Source organism: Pseudomonas nitroreducens TX1 (genome assembly GCF_000313755.1).
GTDB classification, from domain to species: domain Bacteria; phylum Pseudomonadota; class Gammaproteobacteria; order Pseudomonadales; family Pseudomonadaceae; genus Pseudomonas; species Pseudomonas nitroreducens_A.
Genome location: NZ_AMZB01000121.1, coordinates 35,810 through 49,759, shown reverse-complemented (window position 1 = coordinate 49,759; position 13,950 = coordinate 35,810). Strand labels below are relative to the sequence as shown.

The 13,950-nt window shown below is 57.1% G+C and carries 15 protein-coding genes; 14 read left to right on the top strand and 1 reads right to left on the bottom strand.

Going from position 1 to position 13,950, the window contains the following annotated elements; translation table 11 throughout:
• Window positions 1-73: 73 nt before the first annotated feature.
• The 14 genes from C167_RS0118575 to C167_RS0118510 all read left to right on the top strand — a co-directional run bounded on the left by C167_RS0118575 (window position 74) and on the right by C167_RS0118510 (window position 12,395).
• Window positions 74-1,192 carry an AAA family ATPase gene (locus C167_RS0118575; RefSeq protein ID WP_017519796.1) on the top strand — a complete coding sequence of 373 codons (1,119 nt, stop codon included), beginning with the start codon at window positions 74-76 and terminating at the stop codon, window positions 1,190-1,192.
• 12 nt (window positions 1,193-1,204) lie between these two features.
• Complete coding sequence (locus C167_RS0118570) at window positions 1,205-2,026, top strand: hypothetical protein (RefSeq protein ID WP_017519795.1); 822 nt, start codon at window positions 1,205-1,207, stop codon at window positions 2,024-2,026.
• Window positions 2,027-2,161: 135 nt separating this feature from the next.
• Window positions 2,162-2,422: a hypothetical protein gene (locus C167_RS0118565; RefSeq protein WP_017519794.1), complete on the top strand. Its 261-nt coding sequence runs from the start codon at window positions 2,162-2,164 to the stop codon at window positions 2,420-2,422.
• 168 nt (window positions 2,423-2,590) lie between these two features.
• On the top strand, window positions 2,591-2,806 hold the full coding sequence (locus C167_RS0118560) for a hypothetical protein (RefSeq protein ID WP_017519793.1): 216 nt from the start codon (window positions 2,591-2,593) through the stop codon (window positions 2,804-2,806).
• 2 nt (window positions 2,807-2,808) lie between these two features.
• Complete coding sequence (locus C167_RS0118555) at window positions 2,809-4,800, top strand: hypothetical protein (protein WP_017519792.1); 1,992 nt, start codon at window positions 2,809-2,811, stop codon at window positions 4,798-4,800.
• Window positions 4,801-4,914: 114 nt separating this feature from the next.
• Window positions 4,915-5,187 carry a hypothetical protein gene (locus C167_RS0118550; protein WP_017519791.1) on the top strand — a complete coding sequence of 91 codons (273 nt, stop codon included), beginning with the start codon at window positions 4,915-4,917 and terminating at the stop codon, window positions 5,185-5,187.
• Window positions 5,188-5,341: 154 nt separating this feature from the next.
• Window positions 5,342-6,607, top strand: a complete 1,266-nt coding sequence (locus C167_RS0118545) for a DUF3150 domain-containing protein (protein WP_017519790.1) — start codon at window positions 5,342-5,344, stop codon at window positions 6,605-6,607.
• A 75-nt stretch (window positions 6,608-6,682) separates the two neighbouring features.
• On the top strand, window positions 6,683-7,450 hold the full coding sequence (locus C167_RS0118540) for a hypothetical protein (RefSeq protein WP_017519789.1): 768 nt from the start codon (window positions 6,683-6,685) through the stop codon (window positions 7,448-7,450).
• A 98-nt stretch (window positions 7,451-7,548) separates the two neighbouring features.
• The gene (locus C167_RS0118535) at window positions 7,549-8,151 is read left to right on the top strand and encodes a hypothetical protein (RefSeq protein ID WP_017519788.1); all 603 of its coding nucleotides are present in this window, start codon (window positions 7,549-7,551) and stop codon (window positions 8,149-8,151) included.
• A 115-nt stretch (window positions 8,152-8,266) separates the two neighbouring features.
• Entirely contained in the window at window positions 8,267-8,641 is a 375-nt protein-coding gene (locus C167_RS0118530) for a hypothetical protein (protein WP_017519787.1), read from the top strand.
• A 275-nt stretch (window positions 8,642-8,916) separates the two neighbouring features.
• A complete protein-coding gene (locus tag C167_RS0118525) occupies window positions 8,917-9,816 on the top strand; it encodes a hypothetical protein (RefSeq protein ID WP_017519786.1) in 900 nt (299 codons plus the stop codon).
• Between the two features lie 52 nt (window positions 9,817-9,868).
• The gene (locus tag C167_RS0118520) at window positions 9,869-10,558 is read left to right on the top strand and encodes a hypothetical protein (RefSeq protein WP_017519785.1); all 690 of its coding nucleotides are present in this window, start codon (window positions 9,869-9,871) and stop codon (window positions 10,556-10,558) included.
• Entirely contained in the window at window positions 10,522-11,919 is a 1,398-nt protein-coding gene (locus tag C167_RS0118515) for a helicase HerA domain-containing protein (RefSeq protein WP_017519784.1), read from the top strand. Before C167_RS0118520 ends, C167_RS0118515 begins: the two co-directional genes overlap by 37 nt.
• 2 nt (window positions 11,920-11,921) lie before the next feature.
• The gene (locus tag C167_RS0118510; protein WP_017519783.1) at window positions 11,922-12,395 is read left to right on the top strand and encodes a hypothetical protein; all 474 of its coding nucleotides are present in this window, start codon (window positions 11,922-11,924) and stop codon (window positions 12,393-12,395) included.
• Between the two features lie 41 nt (window positions 12,396-12,436).
• Here the strand turns inward: C167_RS0118510 and C167_RS0118505 are convergent, their stop codons facing one another.
• Complete coding sequence (locus C167_RS0118505) at window positions 12,437-13,927, bottom strand: HD domain-containing protein (protein WP_017519782.1); 1,491 nt, start codon at window positions 13,925-13,927, stop codon at window positions 12,437-12,439.
• Between the last annotated feature and the right edge of the window lie 23 nt (window positions 13,928-13,950).

Sequence of the window (13,950 nt, the reverse complement as noted above, 5' to 3'; positions counted from 1 at the left end):
TCAAACACACCCGGCTCCGCGCCCGGGTGTCATCAAATATTGCCCCGTGCGCGGCGGGTGCGAGGAAACACAAATGACCAACGTAACCAACAAAAACATCACCGTCGCAGAGATCAAAGAGGCTCACATCAAGGCTGTTACTAGCCAGAAATTTGAGTCGGTCATGGTCCACGAGCTGTTCGGTTTCAATAAGCCCCTCAAGGGCTTCGAGAAGCCAATTCCGGTACCGGCAGAGCGTCATCCGCTCGCGCCGAGCATCGACAGCAGTTACGTGTTCAACGAGAGCCTGGTTCGCCGGATTCTCCTGAGCATCGCAACTAAGGACTCCATCATGCTGGTGGGTGAGAAGGGGACCGGTAAGTCCTCCCTCATCAACCAGATCAATGGGCGACTGAACCGTCCTTCGATCGCAATCAACGCCGGTCCCGGCGTAGACGAAGGTTATCTCGTAGGGTTCCGTACCCTCGGGAAGGACGGTGTGAAGAGCGTTGATGGAGTTCTGAGCTATGCCTACCGGCATGGCCTGAGCTGCACCATCGACGAAATCTGCAGCTTGAATCCCGGCGTGCTGCTCAGTCTGAACGACATCCTCCAAGGTGATGAGGTCGTGACGCTGAAGCACCATGGGATTGACCCTGAACTGGACCCCAAGCATCTGCTTGGCCTCGAAGGTGGGATGAACATCGTTCGTCACCCGTCGTTCCGGTTGTTCGCAACCGACAACACTGGTGGCAAGTCCTCTCGTGATCCCCGGTACGCCGGCACAAAGGGACAGAACGCCGCTGTTCGCAGCCGCTTCACCTCGTTCAAAGCCAACTTCATGTCGGCGGAGAAGGAGATGGCAGCACTGCGCGGTCTGAACACCAGCGTTGATGATCTCTCCATCCAAATGATGGTCGAGTTCGCATTCCGGTTCCGCGTTGCGTTCTCGCAAGAGGAGGCGTTTGACAACATCTCCTTCCGGGAGCTGAAGCGCTGGGTCAACAAGCTTGCGATCTATGGGGACCTGCACGAGTCGTTCACTGACGCGATCTACGCCAACCTTGAGGAAGCAGACCAGCAGCTTGCTGTTGAGCTCTTTGAGGAAACGTTCGGTCGCCAGCTTGAGCTTCCAGAGGAGTACACCACTTCGGTGGCGGATCAACTGGATGCGATCAAGTCGGCAGTTAAGCCTGCTACTCAGGCGGCCTAAGGGGGTCAGAAGATGTACTACCTGACCAACGAAGCCGGTCGATTCAAAGCAGTCCAGGCCGACGTCAACTCCTTCCTCATGACAGTGTGGGAGGGGAACGTCGGTCATGGTGTGTCCGGAAAGAAAGAGCTCCAATGCAGTTCAGCAGATGAGGCCTGGGATCACGTATGTGCCCAAGTCACCGAAGCTCGCAGCAATGGCTATTCGCCTCAACCGATTGAGACTTCCCAACTGAAGCTCAACCTGGCTAACGCAGTAGTCATGGAGTTCGCTCTTAAGCACCGGGGGCTATACGCCCGCGTCAAAGGTTGCACGACCAGCCAATTCAACAGTGGGCTTGCCCAGCTGGAGGAGGTTGTTCGGGTGCTGATCGATGCGGGATTTCCCCTGGGCTTCCGGATGGCAGGGAATGCAGTGGAAGTCGCCTTCAATGGGACAGCCATTCGCATAGGCATCGCGTCTGAACAGGAGTGGGCAACCATGTCCCCGAAGGCGCGCGAGATTTTCGAGGAGCGAGGCTTCATCGACAGTTCAATACTGCTTCCGTGCGGGAAGGGGCTGTGGAGACTCAAAACCGAGGAGACTGTTCTGGATGTCTGTGTTCGGGCTTTTCTTGCCGAACTCAAGAAAGCTGGAGCGGAATTCGAGGTTGAGAGTGATGCTGAGTACACCCTGGACCCAATGCGACCTTTCCAACGCCAGGACATCGAAGAGATGGACTGGTACCGGGGATCGCCGCAGGTTCTGAAGGCGCTCGAAAATGCCGACCTGCTCGGTCCCGTCAAGATGAAAGTCGAGACGGTGATCGACCTCGGAATGTCCCTGTTCCTATAAGACAGGCCATTCGGCCTATCCCTCCACTAGAGCTGGATCTGATCCGGCTTAGCTGGGTTTGTACCAACAAGCCCGGCACCGCGCCCGGGCTTAATTTCTTCATTTCCCGTGCGCGGCGGGTGAGAGGTAATTCATATGAAAGCTGCTTTCGCAAAAGCTGATGCTGCTCTGGACATGTTCTGGATTGGCTACGTGCTCCATGCGTATCACCGCTTGATGAGCAAGCTCCACGGCCGCAAGGCCAAAAGGCTTGCCAAGAAGGTGTTGGCTCGCGCCAATGAACAGCGCCATAGCCCCGCGATCCACGTGCGGAGCAAGGAGCAGTTCTGGAGTCATCGTCACCAGGTTCTGCGTCATGACCTGGAAGCCGATTTGATCCGCGGGAAATCCTGCTGATCCCAAGGTGACTGCCCTTCGGGGTAGTCACCACCGCTCAGTGAGCTGGACCAAACATCCGGCTCACAAGCCGGGTGTTTGCTCGAGGTCATCGATCTCACACACACCCGGCTCCGCGCCCGGGTGTTTTTCAAATGCCCCGTGCGCGGCGGGAGCGAGGGAATACCCATGAATATGTTCCAGAAAGCAATCAATGCAGCCAAAAACAAAGTCCTGATCAAGTACCACCGGGTTGCCGCCCGCGTGTACCTGAAATGGGCAGCGCACGTTGCAGACCAAGTGATCTACACCCGCTTCGAAGTGCCCACTCAGGATCTCCGTGACCTGCGTGGGAAAGCCGAGGAGCACACCCTGAAAGCCCATGCGATCCGGAAGGGAGTCTGATCATGAGCAAGTTGCAACGCGCCACACAAAAGTTCCAGGACGGTTGGATTTCGTTCCTCCGTGTACTGGCCAGAAATTCAGGGCTCAAATTCGTTGTACGTCCAAATGAAGCACCACGAACGGACGGAAAGACTGTCTACCTGCCTGCTCTGCCGGCAAAGCTGACTGACGACGACCTCACCCTGTTCAAACGTACGGGCTATCACGAAGTAGGGCATTGCATGCACAGCAATGTCCCGTACTACCAGCAATTCAACGCAGAGCATGGTCCGTTCGCGGGCATGCTGTTGAATGCGGTAGACGACGTGTACATGGAGTATGCGCAGACGGTTGCTTCGCGCCGTTCTGAGCACTACTTCCGTCGTGGAGCGGCGATCATGATTGATCGTCAGATCTTCCGTGACGGTAGCCAAAGCCCCCAAGAAGCCTTCGCAAGCTACACCCTGTGCTTCCTTCGCAGTCGCCGGTGGAGCGAGTACCTGCCAGCTGTAGAGCTGATCAGGGAAAACTTTGATGCCCACTTCGGTGAGCACGCCGATCAGATTCGCGAAAACCTGGAAACCATTCTGTTGGCTGAGTACCCGAACGTTCGCTCCACTGAGGACGCCGGGCTTCTCACCCTTCGGCTCATTGAGATGCTGAAGCAGCAGCGTGACCAGCAGGATGATCAACCCCAAGACGAGCCTGAAGACGAACAGTCGGAGGAAAACGAGGGGGAAGACCAGGACGCTCAACCTGATCCGGAAGGAGAAGGGGAGGGCGATGAGGAAGAAGATCAGAATCAAGATGCTGGTCAAGGCCAGAGCCAAGATGACGATCAGGAACCTGACGACGGTAAATCCGGAAGTCAGGGTAGCAATGATGGCGATGCAGAAAACACGTCCGATGACTCCCAGGGCCAAGGCCAGGGGAAAAACAGCGTCGACCTGGCTGAACTGATTGAGCAGATGCTCAGCAGCGATGGCGGGGATGACTCCGAAGTCATGGACATGGGAAAAGTTCTCCAACAACTCGCGGCCAGCATTCAGAACGGGACCAACCCGGACTACAAGGATGCTGTTCCGGTCCCGGCCTTCGAGGTCGAGCCTGGTGACGTGGAGTTCAAGCCCTCACTTGGGGCAGGAAAGGTACAGGGCCTGGTTGAGGGGATGCTGGTTTGTCCCTCCAACAAGGACCGTGCTCGCGAACTGGCTGATGCACTCGACCGCAAGGTCAACGTGCTGGCCACGAAGCTGCAGGCCTACCTGTTGAACCGAGAGGAAGCGGACGTCTACTCGGCGCGCCGCGGAACACTCGGACAGTCGCACCTCTACCGTGCAGGAATGGGGGATGGTCGAATCTTTGAACGTAAAGAAGAGGCGATCCTTCCTACTGCCGCTGTTTCCGTACTCGGAGATCTGTCGAGCTCAACGAACTATGTTGACGAGGCACTGCTCCTGGCCAAAGCCAAAGAGAAGTCTGAGGCTCTTAAAGCCGGAGTGGCGATTGATGAGAAACAGTTCGAGGTACTCACTGTGGCCAAGTCCATCCAGCAGTCCATGCTGGTAATGGAGAAGGTTTTCGAACGTATCAACACGCCCCGTGAGTTTCTGGGGTTCGCTCCAAAAACTGGCCACCTCAATACCCTGGTGCGTACCTTCGGGGACTCGCACCAGACTGCGGTGGAACGTATAGGCGGTCTCGACAGCATCACCGGCGGGAATCACACCCCCATCGGCGAAGCTGTTTTCCAAGCTGCTCAACGCCTGGCTGCTCATCCGGCACAGAGGAAACTGATGTTCGTCCTCACCGATGGCGCACCCTCGTGTGTAGAACTTGCTGTCCAGCAGACCGCTTCTGCAGTCGAAGCTGGCATCAAGGTGGTGTACCTCCTCATTGGTCAGCACGTCCGCACGGACTGGCTGGCGCAGGAAGGTATTCCGTTCGCCCAAGCAGCGACCGCTGATGACGTTGGCCCAGCTCTGCTGGAGCAAGCCAAACAGCTGTTGATGTAACCATCGAAGCCGCCCTTCGGGGCGGTTCTTCTCCCCGCTACGGCCGGAACCCATCCGGCTCCGCGCCCGGGTGTTCTCATGAATACCCCGTGCGCGGCGGGGGAGGGCAATTCAATGGAAACTCAAGTCAATGGGCAGTCAGTAGACAGCGTTCTTCACTTTCGCCGGGAATCCACTGGTGTTCGGCTTACCCAAGCTGAGCTCCAGGGATACATCGACGAGGTCGGGACGTTTGCACGCGACCTGCGATTTCGGGAGGAAGGCAACGCCCTCATCCTGAGCTTCGTCTGGATGCGTCAGACCCACTCCTACGTGCTGGACAAAACAGAGTACGGCTACTCCCAACGTACACCACTGGGAGAAGGCACGATTCTGCGTCTGCTGTAACGCCCCTTCGGGGGCAAAACCTTGCTCAGTGAGCTGGACCAACCATCCGGCTCATGCCGGGTGGTTGCTCGAGGTCATTGATCTCAAACCACCCGGCTCCGCGCCCGGGTGTTCAAAACATTGCCCCGGTGCGCGGCGGGTGCGAGGAAATACCATGACTCAAGTAATCAACGCTGTAGGCGACAACAAAGTTGTAGTGATCAACCTCCTGGTTTCCGCCATGGCAGCCGATCGTCAGGTCGACTTCGATGTGCTGAACATCAAGGTTGAAGAGTTGCACGATGAGATCCGCAAACTGGTAACGGGGAAAATCTTTCCGAAGGAGTTCCTCCGTAACTACGCTCGTCTCCGTGAAAACGGCGAGACCATCCTGAAGCAAGACGGTTCTGTCCTGTGCCCCATTGGGGCCGTGATGAGCCGTAGCGAAGCGGTTATCAAGCTTCGCCAGCTGAAAGAGATCCAGGAAGAGTGGGCTCAGCAACTCGCTGCAGATGAACCTGGCTATCAGGCAATGTGCGACAAGCACCTGCTCGATGAAAGCCAAAAGGCGATCAACAAAGGTGCCGACCAGACGCAGGTAAATCTGCTGGTGGAGCATCTGCGTAAACGCCAACCGACTTGGGAAGAGGTAGCCGCACGGTTCAAATTCGCGTTCGTGGTCACTCCGGTAACGATGGAGGACAGCGAGTTCGATGCTGAACTGTACGAAGCCCAGCGCGACAGCGTTGTGGCTTTGCGGGAAGGGGTCTTGGGTGCAGTCATTCAGCATGTCTGCAAAGAATCCAAGGAAATTATGGAGACCCTGGAAACGAAGGAAGCTGGGAGCAACTCGGGCGAGGTGAAGGTTAACCCCCGCACCGTCCGTCGTGCTCAAGCGATGTGCGTGAAGCTGGATTCTCTGGCTTTCATTCACCCGCTGATTCGGCCCCTCCATGACGCCCTGAAAAGCGGACTGGACAAGGTGCCGACAACTGGCGTCCTCACCGGTGTGGAGTTCCAGAATCTGTGCGAATGCCTGAAATCCATGCGTGACCAGACCGTTGTTTGGGATCGCTTGAAGAAGGGCCAAGCACTGGTACTGGTGACCACCGCCCCTGCGGCAAGTAACGCCGCGCAGCAAGCTCTTGCGATCACCGGGGCCTCCCCGGTTCAACCCCAACAAGCAACTTCGAACCAGCCTGCCACGACCGCTCCGGTGGCCGCGGCAACTGTGCCGGCAGCTTCGGCTGTCAGCACCGTTCAGGCCGGTACTGCTGCTCCCGCAGCAGCTGTAGCTCAAACCATCCTGGCTCCGGCCGTGGTGGCCCAGGCTACTGACGAAGTGGAAGAAACCTCGGTCCCGGACGAGGTCGATTCCGCGCCTGTTGTGCAGGAAGAGTCGAAAGACTCCATGACGCAGAACTTCGCGCTGTTCCTCTAAGAACTACCTCCCTCCCACCCCTGACGGGCTCACCACACCCCGTCAGGGGAGTGGTGCGCCCTTATGGAGCGCACGATGCAAGCAAATCTCTTTGGCTACGCCGACCTGGTCGACACCAGCACACCAGAAATGGGTGCTCAGGTTGATCTGTTTGGCAACGCCATCAGCAATCCCACAGTTGAGAAACCCAAAGCAGCACGGAAGCCAACCACCAAGATAGTGATCGACAGGAAGGCCCTCTGGTCGACCTCCGGTTATCTGGCTGGGTTGAAGGAACTGGACGAGGACGATGATGTGGCCGAGGTAACTACGACCTCTGACACTCGTTCGGACAACTCCACCATCGAGCGACTCGAGAAGGCCCTAGGGTTGTCGCCTGTCATCAAGGATGGCAAGTGGCAAACCGATGAGCTCGGATACGTGTATCGCCGCGTTGGCAAGCCCTTCACAGGGAAGCGTGTTTTAGGCAAACGGGGCTCCATGGTTTGGGAGCTCAATCGGAACTGCGTGCTGTCCTCTGCGAGGGAAGCACTGGAGCCGATGTTTACCGACCCCTGCTGCTGGTTGATCTCCAACTCTGTCTACGTGCTGTCGATTCGGCTGCGCATGATGGATGAGGACGAAGATCCGTTTGCATGCCTGCAGGCGTTTTTGCAGGTCATGACGCAACACGACTTCATCGACAACTCCCGCAAGGGGGAAACGATCCGCAACCTGACCCGAAGGGACCAGATGCGGGAGAAGCGTGCAGCGGCGCGGAAAACGAAGGAGGAAAAGCCGGTCTCCAAAGCGCTGATGCGCGACATGGAGAGCGACGACTACGCCTTTGACGACACCGAGTAACTCACTGTGAACAGACCCCAGCGCCGGCGGGGATCTGCAAATTCATTTAGCCACCTTCGTGTGTGCGAGCTGGGCCCGGCCCCCAGAGGAGATAGACCATGACTCATGTACTGAAAGCCAACCTGAAATCCAAACTCACCCACTTTGCCGACTCGGTAGTTCTGACTGTGGCTGGTGCCATCTGGAAGCTGGTAAAGGTCTTTGACCCGCGCCCGATCCAGGAGCACTTCGCTGCACGCCCGCCGGTAAATGGGGTGATGTTCACCAACGTCTTCAGTCTCCCTGATGCTGATGTTGGGCAGTCGATTGTTCGGTTGGGCTGGCAGCACATCCAATCGGAGAACAAACCCTCGGGTATCGTCGGCCGTAAAAAGCTGGTGAAGTTGTTCAACCCGGCGAATGGTCACTTCGTGATCCTCTACGCCATGGGTGCAAATCAGGGCCGTCCGCTGAAGAAAGATTCGGTGGCCCTCGACTACGACGCCAAACTTGCCCTGGGTATCTCCAAGGAAGAAAACGTGGACCTGATCGTTGGCGAAGCCAACCTCGGTGACCGCGAATACTTCCACATGTACACCGACCACGACGCATCAAGTCGAAGCGCCCGCGCGCTCGGCTGGTACCTGTTCATGGCCGGTATCGGCTGGTCCATTGCTGCAACCGTCGAAGGACTGGTTACAGCGGTGCTCAACATGTTCTAAGCCTGCAGTGACACCGCCTTTCCCTTTCGGGGGAAGGCGGGCGTCACCTCCAAGCCTCCTCAATGAGGGCGTTTGGAGGTGGCGCCCGCCCAAATCCGAAATCGAGAGGTGAATCATGAACGGTGTATCGAACAGAGCCTTTGACCAGCTGAAATCCTTCAAAGGTCTCACTCTCGAGAGTCATTTCCCCCGAGGGGTTGAGGGCAACGTAGCCCGCCATACTGCGCCGAAGCTGATGTTTCCAGACTCCATGCCGCTTGAACTCGTTCGCGATCACATCGAGGGCTGGAATCAGAAGCTGCAGCAGCAGTTCCCTGGCATGGGCTACTACGCATTCAGTCCTATGGATGAGATGGCAAACCCGGGGAACCACGTGCTGGTTCTCTTCGCCGATGACACCTTTTTCGAAGCCTTCATGGGCGGCGTCCAGAAGATCGACGTACTCACTTCACTGTGGGACTTCGACTCCAATGTTCAGCTGCTGCGGTAACTGCCGCGGCAGCGCAACTCGGATAAGGGACGCGCGTGAACCTGGTCACGCTGAAGGGGGTTGCTCTGCAGCCCCCTGGCGCTCTCCCTGCAAGTTTGACTGGAAGGCATCGCGTCTCCCGGTAATCTCTAGGGCATCGACTCAAGAAGCCCTGTCATGTCTGAACCAAGCCAAGTCCACCCTCAATTTCAAACGACTCTGCGTGCCACAGGCACCCGCGGAGGGCTTCCGCTCGCCTACCAAATTTTCAGACAGATTCTCAGAGGTCGCAGACCATGCTGATCGACTTCAAGGGCATCCACGCGGAGCACCTGGTACCCAAGAGATCAGGCAGGGAATTTCGCTTCACTCCAGCCAATCCGGATATGCCTGCCAAAGGGAAGTACCTGGCGGCACACCAGGTGTTTAGCAACAACGGTTTGAACTGCGCGATTTACGTGCGCAATGACGTGAATAGCGCCGGCGTATGCACCGCAGTCCACTCGGCACTACGTCTGACCTTCACGCACAAGAATAGTGGGAAGTACCTCCTCAACGACGACCCTGAGAAGCTGAGCCTGAACCTCGGGCCAGGTGCTGTACGGGAGCTATACAGGTGGCTCTCAGACGAGCAACCACGCTGTGACTATGAGGTCGTCCGGGCAGGCTCAGCCCCCAAAACCCTCAAGGGCTTCACGCTATTGGACGGGCAGTTCAGAAAGATGATCAGCGCCTTGGAGTGCGGTCAGGATGGAACCGATCCGGTGGACATCAGAGTAGGGCTGTCAGAGGACGATGTACTTCATCTCCAGTTCTACTGCCTGGGCCTGATCAAGTTGCTCTATCCAACCTTCTCTGACGTGGCCATACAAGGTCTGCTGAGCAAGCATCCTGCGTCGGCGCCGTGCTCACCACCGGACAGCCCGATTTCGCATGCTAAACCGCCCATCGCCCACCAGGCGCCGTATCAGCCTTCACCTAAGAGGGGGCTCGATGATGAAGACCCGTCCGCTCTGGAGCGATGCCGCATAGCTATTTTTGCGGTGGGGGTCCGCCGTTGGAAGGGATCACGAGATGTCATCGAGTTCATCCAGGACACCGCCAGCATCGAAGTGATGGACACGCTTATCCGCGAGGGGAATGCCGGCGATTTCTCTGGTTGGGACCGGATAGCCTCGACCTACAATCGTTCCTGAGCAGCATTGGCCAACCAGGCCGAAAAGGGCACTCCACAACCACTATTGGGGTATGAGTGCCCATACCCCCAACTTCACACGTATCAAGCAGCACAACGCCGAGTACCCCCGCGAGCTCTACGTCGCAAAGGAGGTAAATCGGCTGCTAGCTAGTGTCGACTTCCCTGCGGAGCGTGTCTGGCTTGATCTCCGGTTCGACCCCTCGATCACGGACCCCACTTCATCCACTACCGACTTGATGATGATCAGCGGCGAAGCCCACGGCATCGCTGTACTGCGCATCCAGCCCCTCTATCTACACCAGGACATGGAGACCATCGTCAACGAGGCGGTACCCCATGAGCTTGCGCACATCCTTCATGCCCTGGATGCCAAGCAGAAAGATGAGGAGATAGCGAAAGCACACGATGAGGACTGGCAGGAGTGGCTGTTCACATTGGCCCCTGACGCAACCCCGTCGGCAAAGGTGAAAGGCAACTTCGACGAGAGGCCGGTCAAGCTTAGCAAGGGTGGCCTGGCGGTCGAGTGCGAATGTGGTGGAGAAGATGGTATCGCAGTCATCGCTGACACCACGGGCAGTGCGCAAAAACTCCGAGATGAGGAGCTTGAGTGCACCTCTTGCAAGTTTCCTTACCACCGCCTTACTCCAGGCTCCGAGCTTCCTGAGCGGATAGCTGCGGATCTGAAATTCCTTGAGGGGATCAAATGTATCAAGCTGCACCATCCACCCCTACAGCGTTGAGCCGGGCAGTTGGCTCCCTCTCACATTACGATCCAATCCGAATCGGGGCTGACAGCAAAGGTCAAAACGTCGACTGGACCGTCGCGAAGTCCAGCAACTTCAACGTCCTGTTCGAGGGCGCGAGTGGCGCGGGTAAGTCCCACACCATTCAGAACCTGCTTGCGAGGGTCTATGAGCGGGGAATGACCTTCCACGTCCTGGACATCAAGGGCGACTTTTCTTACGAGAGCTTCGAGAAAGCCGGCCTCAGTCACTTGGTAAGGCCCGAGGACTTCAATGACATCACCTTCGACTACTTCGAAGGTGGTGGCTCCCTCAACCCCTTGCAGGTTCCTCGGACCAAAGAAGGTGGTGGGGTCCTCATGACCATCGAAGGAATGAAGCAACTGGTGAAGGTGTTTGCTCCCAACACCGGTAAGCGGCAATTGGACTACCTCGAAGAGATCCTCACCGAGGTGTACAGGAAGGCTGGCATTTCCCAGGATGACATGGACTCCTGGGCCCGCACCTCACCGACTCTTGACCAGGTACTGGACGAGATTGACCTGGTCTTCAACTCGATCTCTGCCAGCATGGACTCGGGTTCCGTCTCGGACATCATGAAGGCATACGGCCAGGCGAAATCGAAAGCTGAGAAAGCCATCTTCAAGATGAAAGCCGAGGGAGACGATCTGACGGTTATTCAGCAGAAGGTGCTCGACATCCGCCAAGACCTTGAAGACAAGCTCCATGAGTACGCGGTAAAGCACCTGAACTTCGAAGCCTTGCAGAACAAGGCTACTGGGAATGGGACCTTCTGGGAGTTCTGGTCGAAGGACTCGCTCTTCGGTCTCCGTAGCATCATCCAGGGGATGGTGAAGTCTCGCTTGTTCACGGGTAATCCAGCGAGATCGGCCGCGGGCAAGATCAACCGATACGTGATCACCGACATCTCATCCGAGCATCAGCAGATCATCATGCGGATTGTTGCCAGCCGGGTATTCGCTATGGGGGTGATGGATACCCGCCGTACCGGCCTCTACAACCCTGAGTACCCCAGCCACATCCTGATCGCGGACGAAGGCAAACACGTCAAACAGATATCCTCCTCACCGCTCAGCCCAGTAAACCGGATCGCAACGGAAGGCCGTGGTTACGGTGTAGGGGTGTGGGCAGGTGTGCAGCAGCCTGATCAGGTAACTCCTGACCTTTTGAAGAACGTGGCCACCTACTTCCTGTTGAAGACTCCCGAAACCACATACGGCGAAGTCAGCCGCATGTTCGGCGTCAAACCCTCGCTCCTGAGGCAGCTGCAGAACCGACACAACGTGCTCTTCAGTGCCGGCGATGCATTCACGCTTGTCACCCACTTCAAGGAGTAGCGATGAGGACTCTCGCGCTTGCCGCCTGCCTGGTGTTGGCGGGGTGCTCTGGGGGCAGATCGTTGCTCCCAGTCACCGAGACCGATCTGCAGGATCGAAGCCTAATCGTAGGGGCTCAACAGGCAATTCAACGAGGGCAGTTCCAAGACGCTGAGAAGCTCCTGTCGAAGTTCGTGTACCGGACCCCGGAAGGGGACCTCAAAATCCAGCAATTGGGGATGAACGGGAAGAGTCGCAAGATGGCGATCGACACGGTGGTGTCTCTGCTTTGGGAGACGGGTCGGGACCAGACACTTGCTCAGTTTGCGAAGGCGTATCTGAGCGGTGATGAATACCAGATCACCATGTGTCGGCTCGCGGAACGGCAATCTCACTTCCCGGAAGCGTACGCCTGCTGGAACAAGATCGGGAATGAAGACCGCGCTGAGAGGACTATCCGTACCGAGGCCGCTCTGCGAATACTCGGCACGGAGTAAGGCGGCTTTTCAAGCCAGATTTCGCATGCTAAATCGGGCGGTTACTCACCGCCCGATTCTGTTTCTGCCGCACCATCTCTGGTCGGCCGCCGGATGTGGATCTTGTAGGTCGACATCCCCCAGCGTTCGACGAGGCCAGGCACCAATTCCTGGATCTTCTCCTTGTCGAGAAGTACGCAGGCATTGAAGTTCACCACCCCAATCTTTACGTCAAAAAGCCCGGATGCGCTGTCATGCTGGTTGTAGCTATGGATCAGCAGCCTCATACCCTCAAGGGTTTCCAGCATCAGAGGAATCGCCGGGTGAGTGAAGGTGCGGGTGTCCACCCCCATCTGCAGTTGCCGGCTGAGTTCGACAGGAAGGTGAGCGCCGATGGCCTCGAGAATTCCAGACATCGGGATGATGACGAACTCCATCGCATCCTTGGTCCAACCCTCAGCATTCCCGGTCTCACGGAAGTTGTTGATGTTTGCCTCATTCAAGAGCTTCAACAGAGCCTCCCGAATAAGCTCATCCGTCTGGTTGCTCTCTTTCGCAGCGCGAATTCCGTCTTGCTTCTCGGCTCGGATCACGAACCCGTCTGCCATACGAAGAGCCTGGATCAGCTTCTCAACGCGGGGCCCAGAGTGGACCGGCAACATGGCTGGGTGATGGTAGTACCGTAGGGCGAGAGTCAGGACGTTCTGATCCTCAGGGGAGAGGTTCATGAACTCAGGGAGCTGCCTGACGATGTAGGCGCTGTACGTGTTGTGGTGCGTCGCATCTTTGTTCTTCGCCCACTTACCGGGGGACTTCTCGGTGTAGGCCAGCAGTTTGTCCAGGTCGTGGGCAAGCCCAGCCAAGTATGCCAGTGGCTCCTGAACTTGCTGGCGCTTCATGTAGGAGCGGACCTCTTTCGCGATCGCCATTGAATGTTCGCGCAGCGTGGCATCCGCGTGATGAGCACCGACGCTTGCAGGCACCGTGGCATGCGCTGCAAGGAGCTCGTGAACTGCCAACTCAAGGTGTTCAATGGGGGTGGTCGGAGGGCGGCTCAGAGCAACGCTTTTTCGGTTGCAACGGAAGAAGCGTTGATTGTAGGGGTCGGTATCAGTCACACCCTCAATCTCTTCCCCGGTGCGAGGATCTTTGTTGCCCCGAAGCAGGATCATCATGCTTGAGCCTGGGATGGCGCACTCGTACTCGTTGGGGTCCTGAAGTTTCTCCTCTGCAGGAGCTACGTTCCTGGGCCTGAAGTATTGAGCACCAACGAGCCGGGCGATGGAGTAGGCCATTGCAGCAGCAAAGATGCAGTGAAGGACCTCAACGAGAACGGCAACCAAGGTGCCCTTGAAGCCGCCGGCGCCGATGATCTGAATGACCACATGAGGCTTAAACATGAACAGGTGTGGCGAGAGCGCCTCAGCCTGGAAATCGAGGGCCTTATGTGAGGATTCGAGGTAGATCGAGTACCCCAGAATCACCACGGCAAGCATGACAACCAGAGCAACGATCCCGGAGGAGGCTTTGACCTTCGGAGTTGTAGCAGACATGACGATCTCGACGTTTTGAACAC

Bases quoted from the DNA above. Each gene is read 5' to 3' on its own strand.
- C167_RS0118540 (WP_017519789.1), top strand. From the start codon at position 6,683: ATGCAAGCAAATCTCTTTGGCTACGCCGACCTGGTCGACACCAGCACA.
- C167_RS0118515 (WP_017519784.1), top strand. From the start codon at position 10,522: ATGTATCAAGCTGCACCATCCACCCCTACAGCGTTGAGCCGGGCAGTT.
- C167_RS0118505 (WP_017519782.1), bottom strand. From the start codon at position 13,927: ATGTCTGCTACAACTCCGAAGGTCAAAGCCTCCTCCGGGATCGTTGCT.
- C167_RS0118565 (WP_017519794.1), top strand. From the start codon at position 2,162: ATGAAAGCTGCTTTCGCAAAAGCTGATGCTGCTCTGGACATGTTCTGG.
- C167_RS0118550 (WP_017519791.1), top strand. From the start codon at position 4,915: ATGGAAACTCAAGTCAATGGGCAGTCAGTAGACAGCGTTCTTCACTTT.
- C167_RS0118535 (WP_017519788.1), top strand. From the start codon at position 7,549: ATGACTCATGTACTGAAAGCCAACCTGAAATCCAAACTCACCCACTTT.
- C167_RS0118530 (WP_017519787.1), top strand. From the start codon at position 8,267: ATGAACGGTGTATCGAACAGAGCCTTTGACCAGCTGAAATCCTTCAAA.
- C167_RS0118575 (WP_017519796.1), top strand. From the start codon at position 74: ATGACCAACGTAACCAACAAAAACATCACCGTCGCAGAGATCAAAGAG.
- C167_RS0118525 (WP_017519786.1), top strand. From the start codon at position 8,917: ATGCTGATCGACTTCAAGGGCATCCACGCGGAGCACCTGGTACCCAAG.
- C167_RS0118570 (WP_017519795.1), top strand. From the start codon at position 1,205: ATGTACTACCTGACCAACGAAGCCGGTCGATTCAAAGCAGTCCAGGCC.
- C167_RS0118560 (WP_017519793.1), top strand. From the start codon at position 2,591: ATGAATATGTTCCAGAAAGCAATCAATGCAGCCAAAAACAAAGTCCTG.
- C167_RS0118555 (WP_017519792.1), top strand. From the start codon at position 2,809: ATGAGCAAGTTGCAACGCGCCACACAAAAGTTCCAGGACGGTTGGATT.
- C167_RS0118545 (WP_017519790.1), top strand. From the start codon at position 5,342: ATGACTCAAGTAATCAACGCTGTAGGCGACAACAAAGTTGTAGTGATC.
- C167_RS0118520 (WP_017519785.1), top strand. From the start codon at position 9,869: ATGAGTGCCCATACCCCCAACTTCACACGTATCAAGCAGCACAACGCC.
- C167_RS0118510 (WP_017519783.1), top strand. From the start codon at position 11,922: ATGAGGACTCTCGCGCTTGCCGCCTGCCTGGTGTTGGCGGGGTGCTCT.